The sequence below is a fragment of the Bacteroidota bacterium genome (assembly GCA_016714535.1).
Lineage (GTDB): Bacteria > Bacteroidota > Bacteroidia > AKYH767-A > OLB10 > JADKFV01.
Map to the genome: position 1 here is coordinate 172958 of JADKDR010000009.1, position 17373 is coordinate 190330.

Below are 17373 nucleotides of genomic sequence, written 5' to 3' on the forward strand. Positions count from 1 at the left end.
TTTGATTGCAACAGTCTTTTGTTTACCCGATGAATGGTTTAATGCGGATTAGCTTAATCGAAAATCACTTCTCAAACCTGAATTATTAATAATATGTTTTCGCACTCAATACAATTTATTTCCTCATTCATAATTATTAACTTCGCACTTCAATAAAAAAAATCACATGATAAAATTTTTAAGCTTAAGTCTTTTTCTTATGCTTACGTATGCGCTCTCTTTTTCGCAAACCTATACGGATAAGGAAATGCGCAGCAAACCGTTATGGATAGAAATGATGAATGATACAAATGCCAACTTTTACGAAACCGTAAAAGCATTCGACCAATATTGGGAAAAACGAGAACACCCAATTGAAGAAGAGGAACTAATTGGCGAAAAGAAAAAAAGCGAACGCCAGTCCAAAATTGCAAGACTATTTGCACGAAATCGCAGGCTCAATGATTCGCAACATTTAGCTTTCGAGTACAAAAAGTTTGGTTGGTGGCGCATTAATAATGATGGCTGGGCAAAACCTGATGGAACGTTATATACTCCAGAAGAACGAAAAGTAATGTTTCAAAAAGAAAGGGGGGCTGCTAAATGAGGAAATTATTTATTCTTATTTTACAGTTTGCAATAACCTATTCTAGTTATGCTCAACTGCAACCCAATTGGAAAAATACCGGCCCCGTAAAATTTCCTACTAACAAAAGCGGGCAAATAAATGGAATTGGACGATGCTCACAATTAAAATTCCATCCGTTCGATTCGCTCAAGCGATACACTGCAAGCGCCTCAGGCGGCTTGTATTATAGTGCCGATGGAGGCAACAACTGGAATCAGATGAATACCGATGTGTTGCCCAAAACAGAATGTGCATCGCTTGCCATACACCCTACCAACGATTCAATTATTTACTTAGGAACAGGAGATGCTAATTACTATGGTGGTGGCCTTGGCGTTTGGAAATCGATTGATCATGGCGCTACATGGATCAGCAGTAATAGCGGAATGGGCAATGTGCTGGTAATTGAAATCCTGATAAACCCATCAAACCCTAATGTGCTGATTGCAGCAACCGATGCAGGTATTTACAAAAGTATTAATGCTGGAGCTACGTGGACTAAGAAAAATTTTGCAACCGGTTTTAAAGACATGATGTTTAAGGCTGTGCCTTTAACTGACACCATATACGCTGTAAACAGTTCTCAATTTTATATTAGTCCTGATATGGGCGAAACTTGGAACCTTATAACCAATGGTGTTGTAATTCCGGGCGGTGGCAGCGGTGGTGGGTTCAGGCTAGGAGTATCGCCTGCAAATCCGCAAGCTGTTTATATAGGTATGATCAAAGATGAGGGAACCATATTACGCTCATTAAATGGAGGCACATCGTTTACAACGGTTTATCATAATCCATCGGTAAGTCTTACAGGCTATGATGAAAATGGCGGTGGGCAGGGTAATTATAATTTTGATATTACCGTAGATCCAAACAATGCAAATGTTGTATACCTGGTATCGCACTGCGTTTGGCGCTCAGATAATGGAGGTATTGCCTGGACACGCTATACTGATTGGTGGGACGATTGTCACACCGACATGCATCACATTGTGCACAACCCCTTCAACACTGCAGAGCTTTACAATATTAATGATGGTGCCATATTTTTAAGTACAGATAGTGGCGATAATTGGGTAGACAAATCGGATGGAATAGCAGCAACCGAATGTTATCATGCTGCGCAAAGTCCAGTATCAGTTTATAATAGCATTGGTACACAAGATAATGGCGAATGCTATTTTGATGGAATTTGGAAAACTAATCGCGGGGGCGATTGGACCGTGCGTATGAGCTATGGATACTTATTTCCCAATCAGGTATATTATCATGATGGCGAAAGGCGTTTGGTAAACAGCAGCGATCAAAGCTGGAATATTCCATTTACTCCAGGCAATAGCGGCAACGATGTTGCACTTGGGTTTACGCCTGCAAATGTAAACACGGGCTATTGCGGCAAAACCGATATATGGGTAAGTACCAATTTGAACAATACAAGTCCGGCCTGGACTAAGGTAACCACACTTAACAAAGCTGTAAAAGCAATACAGGTATCGGAAACTAATGAAAACGAAGTTTGGGCAGTGCTTGGCACCAACCAAATAGTGCGTGTGCTTAATGCAACTTCATTAACACCGCAGGTAAGCATAAAGTCGGTACCTGCAAGCACTACCAATTCGGATATTGCGATTGTAAAAAATCATCCAAACGAAGTTTTCGTTTCATGCGGATTCAAAATCTATTTCTCTTCTGACACCGGCAGCACATGGGTCGATATTACGCTTAACTTACCAGTATTAAATATTCGCAAAATTTTTCATGATAATTATAGCAGCAATCATGCCCTCTATGTTTGCAATAACCTGGGTGTATATTTCAAAAATGATACAATGACCTCGTGGGCTAGTTACGCCAACGGATTACCAACGGTAGCCTCTTACGCTGACTTTATGATGATGAATGATGGAACTCCCAACAGTAAAATAATGGCATCCTATTATGGACGAGGCGTTTGGGAATCGCAAATGTATAAACCTAACGCACTACCTGCAGCTGCTTTTGGCGCTACAAAAAAAATTATTTGTGTAAATGAAAATGTGCAATTCATCGACTCTTCCACTACCAATGTGAGCAGCTACCTTTGGACATTTACTGGCGGTAATCCCGTCAACTCAACCTTACAAAATCCAATTGTAACCTATGCTGCTTATGGAAAATATGATGTATCATTAGTAGTTACTAATGCTTTTGGAACCGACACCATGCTAAAAACACAATATATAAAGGCGCTAAGCAATGGTATGCTTCCTTTTAGCGAAGCTTTCGAAGTTGTTTTTCCTCCGGTAGATTGGCAATCGACAGATGTAAATGCAAATAATGGTAAGTGGAATAAAAAATCGGGAAGCAGTGCTTATGGTATAGGACAAGCTTGTGCTTTCTTCAACAATTTTGTTTATAAAGAAAATGGCAATTACGATAGACTAATAACACAACCGGTTGACTTAAATTCAGCGCAACTAGGTGTATTGAAATTTGATGTGGCGTATGCTGCAAATACCAATGCAGCAAAAAGTGACACCCTTGCTGTATACGCTTCTATCGATTGTGGAAGTACCTATACCCTACTCTATGAAAAAGGCTCGACCACTCTGGCAACTGCTCCACCTAACGGAGCTGTCACCTTTATTCCAACACCTGCGCAGTGGCGCACTGATAGCATTGATGTGTCGGCATATATTGGGCAACAAGTACTATTTGCTTTTGAAAACAGAGGATATAATGGTCAAGCCATTTACTTAGATAATGTAAACGTAAATGTTTTTACTGCCATAGAGCAAAGTGAAAAAGGAGAATTAACTATTTTCCCAAATCCAAGCAGCGGCAATATGCTTATTGACTTAGGTAGGAGTAACCGCTTTGTTGACTATAAAATTTATTCAGCCGAAGGAAAACTGATAAGACAAAGTACAATAGCTAACAACGTAAGTGAAGTGCGAATAAGCGAATCAAGTTTGTCACCGGGACTATATACGTTACAACTTTCAGGAAATAATGTTCTTAGAAATTTTACATTTGAAATTATTAAATAAATAAAAATGCCACAGTATCATAAATTAGGAAACATACCTCCCAAGCGTCACACCCAATTCAGAAAACCCGATGGTGGATTGTATGCTGAAGAATTATTCAGTACACATGGGTTTAGCAATGTCTATTCACTTATTTACCATTGCCATCCTCCTACTCTTGTAAAATCAATTGCCGAACCGATGGATGTAACGCCAAAGGTAGCCTATATGCGCAGCCTGAAACATCAGAGTTTTCTGGGTTTTGATGTACCTGCAAAGGACGACTATTTGGATGCACGCACCCCCTTGCTATTGAATAACGACCTCACCATTTCGTTGGCTGCACCGCGCCTATCCATGACCGACTATTTTTATAAAAATGGTGATAGTGATGAAATGATTTTTGTTCATAAAGGAACTGGCGAGTTAAATACATTGTATGGAACGCTCACTTTTGGATATGGAGATTATATCATTATTCCACGCGGAACTATATATCAGATAAAGTTTAATACAACAGAAAACAGGTTATTGATAGTAGATTCACATTCGCCCATAGAAACGCCCCGGAGGTATCGCAATGAATATGGTCAGTATGAAGAACATGCTCCTTATTGCGAGCGTGATATACGCAAACCTGAAAATCTGAAGACCTTTGACGAGCAAGGTGACTTTTTAATCAAGATTAAAAAGGAAAATCAGATGTATCCCTATATTTATGCTACACATCCATTTGATGCCATTGGCTGGGATGGAAATCATTATCCATGGGCATTTAGCATACATGATTTTGAACCAATTACAGGAAGAGTGCATATGCCACCCCCTATTCATCAAACATTCGAAGCACATAATTATGTAATATGTTCTTTTGTTCCAAGGCTTTATGATTATCATCCATTATCAATACCCGTTCCTTATAACCATAGCAATATTGACAGTGACGAAGTATTGTATTATGTTGATGGAGATTTTATGAGCCGCAAACACGTAGAGAAAGGACAGATAACGTTGCATCCCGGAGGTATTCCTCATGGCCCGCATCCGGGCACAGTAGAAAAAAGTTTAGGACAAAAAGAAACAAAGGAACTAGCCGTAATGATAGATACCTTTAAGCCACTGTGGGTTACAGAAGATGCATTGAAAATATACGATGATAGCTATCACCAATCGTGGTTAAGCTAATATTGATTGAATTAATTTTTATCCACAAACTGAAAAAATGTGTCGCTGCGTAAGCCTATCCGCAGCGTTTCAAGTGCAATAATCTCATTGGGGGCAATGTTTCCTAAGTTAACATCGGCACCAAACAATTTTACAAAATAAGCTTGTTGTGCTTTTTGAGGTGCTTCCCAAATTATGTTCTCTTCTTTAACCTTATTCACTATTTTATTAATCAGCACCACATGCGCTTTTCCGTTGGGTCTGTAAATTCCTACATTACCACTTTCGCGTGCTTCGGCAATCACCTTCCACGAGCCGGCTTCCATCTCGGTTAGCATCATCTTAATCCATAAGTTGGGATGAATCAATATGCCTTCTTCTTTGCTTCCTACTTCCGATACCACAGTATAATTCTTAGCAAGTCGGCTAATATATTCGCATTTCAAATCATGATTGAGGGTTATGCTGCCATCGCTAACTTCGGCATGTGTAATCTTGTACTTGTCAAGCAAACGCATGTAATCATCAAACTTACCACGATACACAAAGGCCTCAAACATGGTACCTCCAAAATAAACAGGAATTTTGTTTTGCCGGTATACGTCAAGTTTTTTCTCAAGGTTTGGTGTAACCAATGCACTACCAAAACCCAACTTTAAAATATCGATATAAGGACTACCAGCCTCTGCAAGATTAGCGGCTTCAGTAGCACTAAGGCCCTTATCCATAACCATGGTTATGCCCTTGTTTCGGGGGCTTAGCCGACCTTTGAGGTACGGCAGAAAGGCTAAAATTATACATAGATTGTAAACAGAGTTTTCACTACAAATGAACTACTATTTTCTGTACTGTTCAATAATTGTCATTATATTTTTATCAGACTTTATTCCCGGAATTATTTCGAACAATTGCGTATGCGTTTCGAAATCATTTGAGAGCGCAAATTCAAGCATTTGATATGACTCTTTTAGATATCCATTTTCGTACAGCATTCCACAGCATTGATATTGAAAGTCTGCATTGTCAGGAAAATACTTGATACCCTCCGAAATGACTTCCAAAGCACGTTCTGGCTCATTATTTTCGTATAGCAAAATGCTATACTCTAACCATATAATTTCATGTGCCGGATCAAGGCCAATAACATTTTCGTAGCACTCGCAAGCCTCTTTGTAATGATTTAAATTCGATTGACAATCGCCAAGTGCAAACCAAAATTCGGCATTGTCAGGTTCTAGCTCTACTGCTTTTTTATAATAGTGCGAAGCTTCGAACCACTTAAAATTAAGAGATAACACCATGCCCATACTATACCATGCGGCAGGAAAATTTTGATTCAGCTTAATACAACGCTGATAATTCATTTTTGCCGCATTATGATCTCCCATCCATTCAAAGCATTCACCAATGTGATACCAATATATAGGATTATCAGGGTTAATATTTGCAGCTCTTTCATAGTACAACAGTGCATCTTTATATTGATCAAGTGCAAAGTAGCAATCTGCTGTTTCTCCTAATGCTGCAATATTATTCTCTTCAACAGCTATGGGATAACTATATGCATCAATTGCAGCGGTATAGTCTTCAAGTTCTTTATAAATCAGGCCTTTTGCAATCCAAGCGTCCAGATTATAAGGATCTTCGTCAAGTATTTTTTCGAAAAACAAAATACCTTCATCAAGTTTAAGAGTTGCTGCAAGCCAAATTACAAATTGTTGCGAAAGAAAATAGTCGTTGGTGCCACTGCTAATATATAATTTCATATACCTAACTGCCTGTTCGCAGTCTCCGGTATCGGCACTTGCAAAAGCAAGGTCATGATATATAGGGGCTTTTTCTTCGGCATTAATAAGTGCTTTCTTAAAAGACTCAATGGCTCCCAATGGGTTTTCGCGGTTAAGAAAAATGTGTGCCTTTAGTAAATGTAATTCGTGCTCATCTGGCCAGAGTGCTTCAAAATTATTTATGATATCCATGGCTTGTGCTTCTTTGCCCAATTTAAATAAGGCAGCTGCACGTTTCAACTCAAAGGTATGAGCACCCGGATGCATCTCTTGTGCATAAAGACATACCTCCAACGCTTTCGCATAATCTAGTTCGTGAAAGTAATAGTCGTAAATTTCAAGAAGTTCCTCGGTATCAAAAAAGTAGGATTCCTTCTTATCGAGCATCTCCTTGTATCTCTTCACACATGCTCCCTGCTCATTGTCGTGCTGGTTATCATCCTCCGGCTGGCTTTTGTTCCAATTCATACTCCTCTTTTTTAACTCAACAACTGCAACTAAATAGCAGCTATTGATATGTAACGATACAAACCTAACTAGATTGTTTTTATCTTAATACTCTTTGGTCATAAAGATTTTAACAAATAGACTGTTCTCAACTTTACAGTTTTCAAAAATTACGCCATCTTGCGCTATCAAATTATTTTGGCAGACATTAGTAAAAACTCGTATCCAATGAAAGGCACGGTGGTAAATGGTATGCGCTTAGGCTTGTTGATAGTATGCATGCCACTGTGTTTAAAGGCGCAAGTAGTCACACCTGCCAATATTGCTGCACAACTGCATTATGGTTTTCTAATAGCTCACCGTCCCTCTATGGCGCATATGCAAGAAGAGCACAGCAAAGGCCTTGAGCTTTCCTTTACTTTAAACACGAGTGGAAACAAGCCCTGGCAGCGTCTTTATGGTTTTCCGGAAATTGGAGTTAGTTACATTGTTTTATCAACAGGAAGTAAGGAACATTTGGGCAATGCACATGCCCTTTATCCTTTTATTAATTTTGGAATTATCAAAAACAAAAACTATAAACTGTGCTGGCGTTTGGGTTATGGCTTCGGATATATTGAGAAAACTTTTTCGGAAAAGGACAATTATAAAAATAACGCCATTGGCTCGCACCTTAACGCTGGCGTTAATGTAAGAATTAAACAGGATATAACACTTAGCCGCAATTGCTTTTTAACTACCGATGTTGGAATAAGTCATTGGAGCAATGGCAGTGTAAGAACTCCTAACCTGGGAATAAATATAGCCACAGCCAGTGTTGGATTTCGCTATCAGTTTGGTAAATTTGTTCTGGATACAATAACACGACCTTATTCGCAAAATAAAAAGGGAATAAGCATACTGATAGGCGGTTTTCCAAAAGAGGTGTATCCGGCAGGCAATCGTAGATTTTTTGCTGCAACCTTAAATACAAGTTATGAATTTGGAAAAAAGCTAAAGCATAAATGGGCAGTGGGTGCTGATTATATGTACGACAATTCGTTGGCCTACCGACTTACAAATAGTCAACCTGAATTGGGTATGATGGAGGCCAACTCACGCATAGGTATACACGCTGCTTATATTCAGCGTTTTGATAAAATGGAAATTTGGCTGCAACAAGGTTATTATCTCTACAATAAAATGGAAGAAGACAGCAAAAACTTATTTCAAATTTATGGCTTGCGTTATTACGTGTATCAAAAATGGTTTGCGGCAGTGAATCTAAAAACGCATTTCGCCAAAGCAGATTATATCGAATTAGGTATTGGTAAAAAAATAGAATGGTAAAGATTAACGTGCTTGCTCCTTAGGTTTTCTGCTAATAATATAAACGCCACCTAAAATTAAAGCTAGGCTAATAAGTTGTGCCATGTTTACAATTTCGCCATACCAAATACCCAGGACTACCGAAACAAAAGGCATGAGGTAGGTGACCGAAGCAGCAAATAATGCTGAAGATTTTTTCACAAGTGAATTAAATAAAACGGTGGCTACACTTGAGCCCACCATGCCCAGAGCAGCGACAGCAAGCAAGGAGCGCAAACCGGTTCCTTCAAAAGAGATTTTATGTGCAACAGGATGAATTAAAAAATAAATCACATAAGGAATAGCAGCAAAGGAAAGAGCAAATCCGGCAGCATGCATAACGCTGAGGCCCCCAAAATGATTTCTGATAATATTTACACTTGCGCCATAACCTACACAAGCAAGTACTACATACCAGGCATACGGATCGGCAATAAACTTATCGCCCTTTGGTTGAAAGTAAATTAAAGCCAGAGCGCCTAACATACCAATAAGCACACCCAACCATTGATTGCTGCGTGTTTTATTTTTAAAAACAGCAAAGGCAATAAGTAAAGTAAATAAAGGGCTTAACGCATTAAGCATGCCTGCTGTAGTGCTATTGATACGCGATTCTGCCAACGTAAATAATACCGCAGGAATACAATTGCCTACCATTCCTGAAGCTAACAGCCACTTCCACTTGCCTGCTGGAATTTTTGCAACAGATCTGAATATAAACGGGAGCAATACGGACGAAGCGAAAATCATACGCAAGCCTGCTACTTCAATAGGAGAAAAAGTTAGTAACCCTTCCTTAATCAATACAAATGAGCTTCCCCATATAACTGTAAGTATAGTCAACAATATCCACTTCATGGTTAGGTCAGGGTTTTAGTTGTTTTGCAAAAAAAGGTGTGTGCGCCAGTTGCCCAAGGTCATCATTTTTTATATACCTATTAATTCTGCACGAATAAATAGCATATCGATTATGTGTAAACGAAGACTCTACCTGCATTTCGTGCATACTATTTCCTAACATTGGATAGGTTATACCATTAGCTGCATGGTTGCTTTTCGCTTCTGCAAAATAATCATGCCTTTTATTTTGATGTAAGTCGCGGTCAATAGTTGAGATAACCGAAGCGTTATCAATTGTCACATTGCTCAATACCAATTCTTCGCCTAATATTAGTTGGTTCTTATTATTTGAATGCAAAGACAGTATGGCTTTGTTCTGTTTGGTATTAATATGAACAAGGTCGATGGGGAAGGTAACTTGGTTGACTTTTACTCTGCGTGTAAGCAGATAAACAGGAACAGGTAAAAGATACAAGTTGTATAAGTGTAAGAGATCGTTTACAGTCATAGTTATGCGCTGATGCCTGCGCTTAATTGGATTCATGAATGCAAAAACAATCCGGGTTAATAGCTGCTGTAAAAAACTCTGAACAAAATTTTCACTTTTTCGTATTGAATAAATTTTTACATCATTCAAAAAATGCTCCTCCGAATTGACAATGGTAAAAGTGGAAATTACTTTTTTATTATAACACAAATTGAGCTGATCGAAACCGGAAGGCAAAGTTGCAGCTATGCCAATGCTTAAAGGAGTTAGCGTTAATGGAAAAACATCCTCTGCTTGTAAACGCTGATTACCGCACTCCCAGTAAAACAAACTATCAGGTTTGTATGCTGTTTGCACCAATCTGAACTTAGAAGGATAGGCATATATTATATTCTTAAGCAGGCTCAATAAAACGAGGGTTCAGAATTTTTAGTTAGTACTACTTTGCATAAATCGTATCGTAGCTGGCCCCATAACCGGTAAAAAACCCGAGGCCACCTTTCACATTTGACTTAATAAATGCTACCGAAGAAAATGGATTGCCATTATTGCCAGATTGGGTTTCGGCACTGCGCCAAAAATTAAACGCATCAGCATCAATGGTACAAAACTTTACAATAATAGTATCGCCACGTTTATAAAATCCGCGTTCAATACCTGTGTCGGGCTCAACACTATTGGGCAATGTAGGACGCGAAAAGCCAAATTCGATACCGGTACCATTAATAAACTTGTCTTCGAAAACACTTCCAAATGGAGTTAAGAAAACATCATCCTTACTTGGCCTTTTGGCAAACCAACGATAAGCATTGCCTGCAGTATCAGGGTCTCTCAGATAGCCATAGGCAAAGCCCAGACTATCTAAATTTCCATAAACTTTGAAATAAACGCTATCGAGCACTACCGGCTTTGGCAAGGTTGCATAAGCCTCAACTTTTTCACCTTCTTTGGTTGTTACGGTAATGGTATACCTTCTTTCGGTTACTCCAACCATGTTTAATGCCATATATAAATAACCCAATTCAGGGGCAACAGCTTTCATGGTATCAGTGCTCACACCATCCGAAATTAATACGACTGCATCCTTGATAAGCAAGGCGGACAGTGCAGCGCTATCAATGGGATCAAAATATCCTGCAGAGCGCGATAAATATGCATACGGAGGCAATCCAGGCTCTACATAAGCCTCTATAACTACCTGAGCCTTGCCGGCAGGTAAGTCAACGGTTATATCCTTTTCGCACGAAACGAAAATAAATAGCGAAGCTATCAAACGTATAGTGTATATGTTACTCTGGTTTTCATACTCCGATTAAAAATTAAAATTATAGGTTATCGAAGGAATTACTGGAAATAAACTCACTTGCTTAGCCTTCACTTCGAGGTTACCTGTAGTTGCGTTGGTGGTACTTTCAAAGTAAATAAAGAAGGGATTGTAACGGTTGTAAACATTAAATACACTGAAGTTCCAGTTACTTTTAAATTTCCCCTTTGTCTTTAAATATAACGTAGCGCTTATATCGGCACGGTGATACGATTGCAATCGATAACTATTTAGTGGAGTATAGGTATTATAAATCTGCGAGCCCTGCCCAAAATCAGGCGCCTGCGGATTTGAAAAATCAAGGGGTCCTACAAACAAAACCTATCCTGCGGTAAGGTGAGGGCATTGCCCGTACTGTAAACCCAAACTGCACCAAAGGTCCAGCGATCGTTAAGACGATACGATAGCACAAGCGATACATCGTGCCTGCGGTCGTATTTAGGGAAAAATATATCTCCAAAATTTTTATCATCAAATTGCCTGAATGTCCAGGAAAGCGTGTAACCTGCCCATCCATTAAACTTACCATATGCCTTCTTAAAAAAGAACTCGGCACCATAACTCCAGCCTTTGCCAAATACAAAATTATTATCCTGATTATTTTTAACATCTTCGTCAGGCTGCGCTCCATCCCTATACTCAATCTGATTTCGCATATCCTTATAGTACACTTCAATTGAGGACTCGTACATGTTATCTTTAAAATTCTTAAAAAAGCCAAACGCATACTGTGTGCTCACTTGTGGTTTCACGCGGTCGCTACTTGGCACCCACACATCTGTGGGTAGCGAAATGGAAGAGATAGAAGCGAGATGGATGTACTGATAATTTTTCGTGTAAGATGCCTTTAAGGATGTTTTTCCGTTAATTGAATACTTGGCCGAAAAACGAGGCTCTGCATTAATATAATTTTTTACGATGTCACCCTTACCATATACGATGGTATCTTTTGGCTTAAAATTTTCATCTAGCACATACCTATCAAAAGGGCCTACTTGCATAAAGTCAGTTACCCGCACACCGTAGGTTACAGTCCAGTCATCATTTATGTTCCAATCATCGGTAGCGTATAGGGATAGGTCATGTGCATATAACTTGTAGGGCTTACCAAGGTCAAAAACTGTTTCGCCTTGCCTGGCACTTGCGCTCTGTGGAGTAAAAGAGTGAAAAATATAATTGGCTCCAAACTTAATATGATGCAAGATATGCGGAAAATAGTCGAAATCGGTTTTCAAATTCCAGTCGCGTACTCCACTGAAAAGTTTAAATTCAAAATCATCCTGACCGGCACCGAAACTAAAATCGTAATCGGTAAAAATCAGCGAAGTATTCATAAATAACTTATCGTTGAATAAATGATTCCAACGAAGCGTAGCCGTTGCATTTCCCCACGGGATATCAGCAGAAAAATCACCGGTGGGACTTTTAAAAGTAAATACATCGCGACCAAAATATCCGCTAAGAAACAAACGGTCTTTATCACCAAAACGATAATTGACTTTGGCATTGAGATCATAAAAAAAATATTTATTGCCGGCACCGCGCGAATCGGGGTCTACAAAAGGCTCGCGTAAAAACAAATCAATAAAAGTTCTGCGGGCACTGATGATAAATGATGAGGTATCCTTTTTAATAGGCCCTTCAATGGTAAGTCGGCTTGCAATAAAACCAACTCCACCCTGCACATGAAAGTCTTTGTTATTGCCCTCTTTCATGGTAATGTCAACTACCGATGCCAGACGCCCACCATAATTGGCAGGCATGCCGCCTTTGGTAAGAGTAAGATTTTTAACCGCATCGGCATTGAACACACTAAAAAATCCAAACAAGTGCGAAGCATTATAAACTGGTGCTTCGTCAAGTAAAATTAAATTCTGATCGGGACCACCACCACGCACATAAAATCCTGAGTTGCCCTCACCCGAACTTTTAACTCCGGGTAACAACTGTATGGCTTTCATTAAATCTACCTCACCCATAAATGCAGGAAGGGTTTTAATTTTTTCAACATCCCAATCAATTTTTCCCATAATGGTTGATTGCACATTCTGATCCTTACGTTCTCCAGTTACTTCAATCGCTTTGGTTTCAATTATTTTTGATTCCAAATCAATATTGAGTCGAATGTCTTTATCTAACTTAACCTTTTGACCAAATTCCTGATAACCCAAATAAGAACATGCAATGGTATATTCTCCCTTTTCTAAGGTAAGTGAATAAAAGCCGTACACATTGGAGGTTGACCCTTTAAGGGTTTCCTTTGTATATACATTAGCGCCTATCATACTCTCTCCGGTGGTCTTGTCTTTTACGTAACCCGATATGGTAAACTTTTGAGATATGGCAGTGTACCAGGAAATCGATATCACTACAAACGATAAAATTCGTTTCATATAATTGGTGAGAAAGTTATTAAAAATTGCGGGCGCAAAGGAACATTAAAAACACCAATGTGGATAGTATTAAAGTACTTTAGGTGTTAAAATAAATGTTAAGTTATTACCTGGGAAGCCGCATTGAAAAACCAAGACTACCATAAAAATCAGGCGCATTATCTGACAACTTGTAACCCCCACTAATATCGAGTTGCATGTCTCGGGTAAGCAAGAAGGTTAACCCACCATCTACCAAATGCGATGCTTTTGATTGATCAGGAACAAAACCAAAAACTTCAATATATCCACCTAAAAAATCATTAAAGGAATAAGCTGTAGTGAGTGTATAAATAAATGTTGCCTCACTGGAATTGCCATCCCACTCTGCGCCCAGGTTGTATCCAATATTTAGTTTTGGAGTAAGTGCATGTTGCAAGGTAAAACGAAAATCGCTGGCAAATGAATTGGTTGCAAACTCAGGTGTTGCAGTTTGAGGAATGTAAATGTGACCAATGAACGATGTCATGGGAACCCAGCCCTTTGCTTCGCTAAGCTTTGCCTTAAATCCAACCCCTAAGGGATTTAATCCGGTTTGATTGCGTTTACTGGTATTAGAGCTAATCAATTCGGTAATAGCCCTTAATTCGAAATTTGAATTTACACCATATTTCCACAAAACGGTTGGAACAACAAAGTTGGTAACACTGGCAGTAACTTGCTCATAGTTGAAGCCCATTTCGATTGAAAATGCCCCGCAGGCACCAAATAGCTGGTTTCGGTTTGGTCGGGGCGGTCTGTTTGTATAGGTGGCAACTCTTGTGCATGAAGACTGAGTAAGGTGAAAAACAAACAACCACAAAGTATCAAAAATCTAAAAGAGAAGTTATTCATAAAATTTTCTAATTAATGCTTTAATGGTCGCTTTTTTACAATTCCGCCTTTGGTATCTTTTACGCTACTCATAACAACAAATGCCTCCGGGGCAATCTTCGCAATCTCGTTGTTTAGTTTGCTTAGTTCGAGCCTAGTTATCACCGTGTAAATAATTTCCACATCAAATCTCTCGCCATGCTTACCATAACCTCGCTTGCCATGTAGTATGGTAACTCCCCTACCCATGGTTTCAACTATCATTTTTCTGATTTCTTCATGTTGCTCAGAAACAATGGTTACTCCAATATACTCTTCAATACCTTCCACAATAAAATCAAGAGTCTTGCTAGCAGATAGATAGGTAATCATTGAGTACATGGCCGTTTCAACAGAAAGCAAATATGCAGCTGAGCCAAATATCAGCACGTTGATAACGATAATAATATCGCCAACTGAGGTACTCAACTTTTTACTCAAATAAATAGCAAGCACCTCGGTTCCATCTATAACTGCGCCTCCACGCATGGCAAACCCGATTCCAGCGCCAAGAAAAAAACCGCCAAAAATGGCTATGAGTAAATTATCATTGGTTACCAAAGGAAAATCGATAACAGCTACTGATAAGGCCAGCAGCGCTATCGCGCTAATCGTTTTAATAGCAAATGATTTGCCTAATAAACGGTATCCTAAGTAGACAAAGGGCATGTTAATGACTACTATTAGCAGCGAAAAAGGAATTTTAAATACCAAAGAAAAAAGCAACGAAATTCCGGTAGCCCCACCATCAATAAAATTATTGCTTAATAAAAAACCCTTTAAACCAAATGCAGCCGAAACGACTCCGGTAGCAATAAAGAGGGCACTCTTTATTTCGCTTTTTAACGAAACCTGAAAGGCGTGATATGCCTTTTTAGCCTTGTCTGAATTGAGGTTAGCTATAGGTTCACCTTTAAGCTGTGATAACTTTTTAAAAACGCTTCGTATAAAAATTGCTAACATAATTGTAGAGTGGCAAATCTAATCAAATATTAAAACTACACCCTTACTTATAAAACGCAATGTTATTAATTAGCACCAAAATCAGTCCTATATTGAACAGCGTTATAGGCACAATTAAAAGTTTCTGTACGGCTTACTATTTTTTTCTCTATGTTTGAAAACATTAATAATTGCCAATGAATTTATTCAGAAGAAAAAATCTTCAATCAATTATCAAAGATATTGATTCGCAAAAGCCGAGCATGGTACCATGGGTAAGCATCTAGGATTGCGCGACCTAACTGCATTTGGAATAGCTGCAATAATTGGTGCAGGCATTTTTAGCACCATAGGTAATGCAAGTGCAAGTGGCGGCCCCGGGGTTGTTTTACTTTTTATTTTTACCGCAATGGCATGCACATTTGCAGCTTTTGCTTATGCCGAATTTGCCAGTATGGTGCCTGTTAGCGGCAGCGCCTACACCTATAGTTATATTGCCTTTGGCGAAATTATAGCCTGGATAATTGGTTGGGCACTAATCATGGAATATGGCATTGGTAATATTACTATAGCCATTTCGTGGAGCGATTACTTTACCACACTCATGCACAATTTTGGCTGGGACTTACCTGCCTGGAGCACCATGGACATTGTATCTGCCTATAACGGATATCACGATGCTGAGAAATTGATACATGCCGGCACTCCGTACGATGGGCTGCAACATAACCTTAAGCAAGCGCACATAGCCTATCTCAATGCACCGAAACTAGCAGGGTTGCACATTGTGGCCGATATTCCTGCTTTATGTATGATTGTATTTATAACCTGGCTGGTTTACCGTGGTATGCAAGAGTCGCGCAATGCAAGTAATATTATGGTGATAATAAAACTTGCCATAGTACTTTTGGTAATTGCAGTAGGTTTTTTTTATATTAATAAAGATAACTGGGATCCATTTTTACCAAACGGAATTTCGGGTGTATTAAAAGGAGTTGCAGCGGTGTTTTTTGCCTATATTGGTTTTGATGCAATTAGCACCACGGCCGAAGAGTGCAAAAATCCTCAACGCGATTTGCCGCGAAGCATGTTCTACAGCATTTCTATTTGCACAGTTCTCTATATCATCATTGCACTAGTACTTACCGGTATGGTTAACTATCGCGAGCTTGGCGTTGGCGATCCGCTGGCATTTGTTTTCGAAAGGGTGGGTATTAAATGGATGTCATTTATTATTTCAATTAGTGCTGTAGTGGCCATGGCCAGTGTGTTTTTGGTTTTTCAAATTGGTCAACCCCGTATCTGGATGAGCATGAGCCGCGATGGCTTGCTTCCAAAAAAATTCTCGAAAATACATCCTCGCTTTAAAACCCCTTCATTTGCTACTATTATAACAGGTTTTGTAGTAGCCATTCCGGCATTGTTTCTTAACCTAAATTGGGTTACAGATGTTTGTAGTATTGGAACCTTGTTTGCCTTTGTATTGGTTTGTGCCGGGGTATTAAAATTACAAATAAGCAAAGATGCACCAGAACGAAAGTTTAAAACTCCTTATTTAAATGGACGCTATTTTCTTCCGGTCATTCTAACGCTGGTTCTTTTGGCTGTTTACTTTTATAATGGTGACACTATGAAAAGTTTTCTTGTAAATGCCCCTCGTATGTATGCAAAGTCGGAGCTAATTACCAACCTTGATAAGCGCGAAATAGAACATATAAAATATAGTATAAGCATGTATGCGCCTCAAACCTATTCGCAATCGGGAAATGATGTTCAGGCCACGCTTGAAAATTTTAGCGATCAGGAATACGAGGATTTTTTAAAGACAACGCAACTTAGTGAAAGTAAGAAATATGAGTCGGGCTGGAAACTATTTAAACACAAAGTTCCAATATGGATTTTCATACTGGTTGCCATTTTCCTTTTATATATGGCCATTAAGCATAACCTTTCGCTTATTCCTTTGTTAGGTCTATTGTGTTGCCTCTATATGATGTGCGAAATGAGCTACATCAACTGGCTGTATTTTACAGGATGGTTATTAATAGGTCTCGTAATTTACTTCATATATGGATACAGTAACAGTAAATTGAATCATAAAAAACCACATACTATTTAAGATTTATCTAATTGTTTTCT

At 38.9% G+C, this 17373-nt stretch carries 11 protein-coding genes and 2 pseudogenes; 5 read left to right on the top strand and 8 right to left on the bottom strand.

Annotated features, from left to right (window positions below):
• The first annotated feature begins 166 nt into the window (after window positions 1–166).
• The 3 genes from IPO27_13315 to IPO27_13325 are packed head-to-tail and all read left to right on the top strand — an operon-like array spanning window position 167 to window position 4797.
• Window positions 167–586 carry a hypothetical protein gene (locus IPO27_13315; protein MBK8847464.1) on the top strand — a complete coding sequence of 140 codons (420 nt, stop codon included), beginning with the start codon at window positions 167–169 and terminating at the stop codon, window positions 584–586.
• Window positions 583–3633, top strand: a complete 3051-nt coding sequence (locus IPO27_13320; protein MBK8847465.1) for a choice-of-anchor J domain-containing protein — start codon at window positions 583–585, stop codon at window positions 3631–3633. Before IPO27_13315 ends, IPO27_13320 begins: the two co-directional genes overlap by 4 nt.
• A gap of 6 nt (window positions 3634–3639) precedes the next feature.
• Window positions 3640–4797: a homogentisate 1,2-dioxygenase gene (locus IPO27_13325; GenBank protein MBK8847466.1), complete on the top strand. Its 1158-nt coding sequence runs from the start codon at window positions 3640–3642 to the stop codon at window positions 4795–4797.
• Between the two features lie 11 nt (window positions 4798–4808).
• On the opposite strand, the gene IPO27_13330 is transcribed toward IPO27_13325, so the two are convergent.
• Together IPO27_13330 and IPO27_13335 are read right to left on the bottom strand one after the other, a co-directional pair.
• Window positions 4809–5510 carry a phosphosulfolactate synthase gene (locus tag IPO27_13330; protein ID MBK8847467.1) on the bottom strand — a complete coding sequence of 234 codons (702 nt, stop codon included), beginning with the start codon at window positions 5508–5510 and terminating at the stop codon, window positions 4809–4811.
• 102 nt (window positions 5511–5612) lie between these two features.
• Window positions 5613–7031 (bottom strand): tetratricopeptide repeat protein, encoded by a 1419-nt coding sequence (locus IPO27_13335; protein ID MBK8847468.1) that lies wholly within the window; start codon window positions 7029–7031, stop codon window positions 5613–5615.
• A gap of 207 nt (window positions 7032–7238) precedes the next feature.
• On the opposite strand from IPO27_13335, the gene IPO27_13340 reads away from it, so the two are divergent.
• Window positions 7239–8339 (top strand): acyloxyacyl hydrolase, encoded by a 1101-nt coding sequence (locus IPO27_13340; protein ID MBK8847469.1) that lies wholly within the window; start codon window positions 7239–7241, stop codon window positions 8337–8339.
• A 3-nt stretch (window positions 8340–8342) separates the two neighbouring features.
• Here IPO27_13340 and IPO27_13345 read toward each other — a convergent pair whose 3' ends face one another.
• The 6 genes and pseudogenes from IPO27_13345 to IPO27_13370 form a co-directional block, all read right to left on the bottom strand.
• Complete coding sequence (locus tag IPO27_13345; protein MBK8847470.1) at window positions 8343–9215, bottom strand: EamA family transporter; 873 nt, start codon at window positions 9213–9215, stop codon at window positions 8343–8345.
• Between the two features lie 7 nt (window positions 9216–9222).
• Window positions 9223–10041 (bottom strand): hypothetical protein, encoded by an 819-nt coding sequence (locus IPO27_13350; protein ID MBK8847471.1) that lies wholly within the window; start codon window positions 10039–10041, stop codon window positions 9223–9225.
• Between the two features lie 82 nt (window positions 10042–10123).
• On the bottom strand, window positions 10124–10957 hold the full coding sequence (locus IPO27_13355; protein ID MBK8847472.1) for a DUF4249 domain-containing protein: 834 nt from the start codon (window positions 10955–10957) through the stop codon (window positions 10124–10126).
• A gap of 39 nt (window positions 10958–10996) precedes the next feature.
• A pseudogene (locus IPO27_13360) lies at window positions 10997–13401 on the bottom strand (TonB-dependent receptor).
• Window positions 13402–13507: 106 nt separating this feature from the next.
• Entirely contained in the window at window positions 13508–14242 is a 735-nt protein-coding gene (locus tag IPO27_13365) for a transporter (protein MBK8847473.1), read from the bottom strand.
• Between the two features lie 44 nt (window positions 14243–14286).
• Window positions 14287–15255 (bottom strand): YitT family protein, encoded by a 969-nt coding sequence (locus IPO27_13370; protein ID MBK8847474.1) that lies wholly within the window; start codon window positions 15253–15255, stop codon window positions 14287–14289.
• Window positions 15256–15431: 176 nt separating this feature from the next.
• On the opposite strand from IPO27_13370, the pseudogene IPO27_13375 reads away from it, so the two are divergent.
• Window positions 15432–17353 (top strand): annotated as a pseudogene (locus IPO27_13375) (amino acid permease).
• Window positions 17354–17373: the final 20 nt, after the last annotated feature.

What these genes read in the sequence shown, in the direction of transcription:
- IPO27_13315 (MBK8847464.1), top strand. Translation starts at nt 167, where the DNA reads ATGATAAAATTTTTAAGCTTAAGTCTTTTTCTTATGCTTACGTATGCG.
- IPO27_13320 (MBK8847465.1), top strand. Translation starts at nt 583, where the DNA reads ATGAGGAAATTATTTATTCTTATTTTACAGTTTGCAATAACCTATTCT.
- IPO27_13325 (MBK8847466.1), top strand. Translation starts at nt 3,640, where the DNA reads ATGCCACAGTATCATAAATTAGGAAACATACCTCCCAAGCGTCACACC.
- IPO27_13330 (MBK8847467.1), bottom strand. Translation starts at nt 5,510, where the DNA reads ATGGTTATGGATAAGGGCCTTAGTGCTACTGAAGCCGCTAATCTTGCA.
- IPO27_13335 (MBK8847468.1), bottom strand. Translation starts at nt 7,031, where the DNA reads ATGAATTGGAACAAAAGCCAGCCGGAGGATGATAACCAGCACGACAAT.
- IPO27_13340 (MBK8847469.1), top strand. Translation starts at nt 7,239, where the DNA reads ATGAAAGGCACGGTGGTAAATGGTATGCGCTTAGGCTTGTTGATAGTA.
- IPO27_13345 (MBK8847470.1), bottom strand. Translation starts at nt 9,215, where the DNA reads ATGAAGTGGATATTGTTGACTATACTTACAGTTATATGGGGAAGCTCA.
- IPO27_13370 (MBK8847474.1), bottom strand. Translation starts at nt 15,255, where the DNA reads ATGTTAGCAATTTTTATACGAAGCGTTTTTAAAAAGTTATCACAGCTT.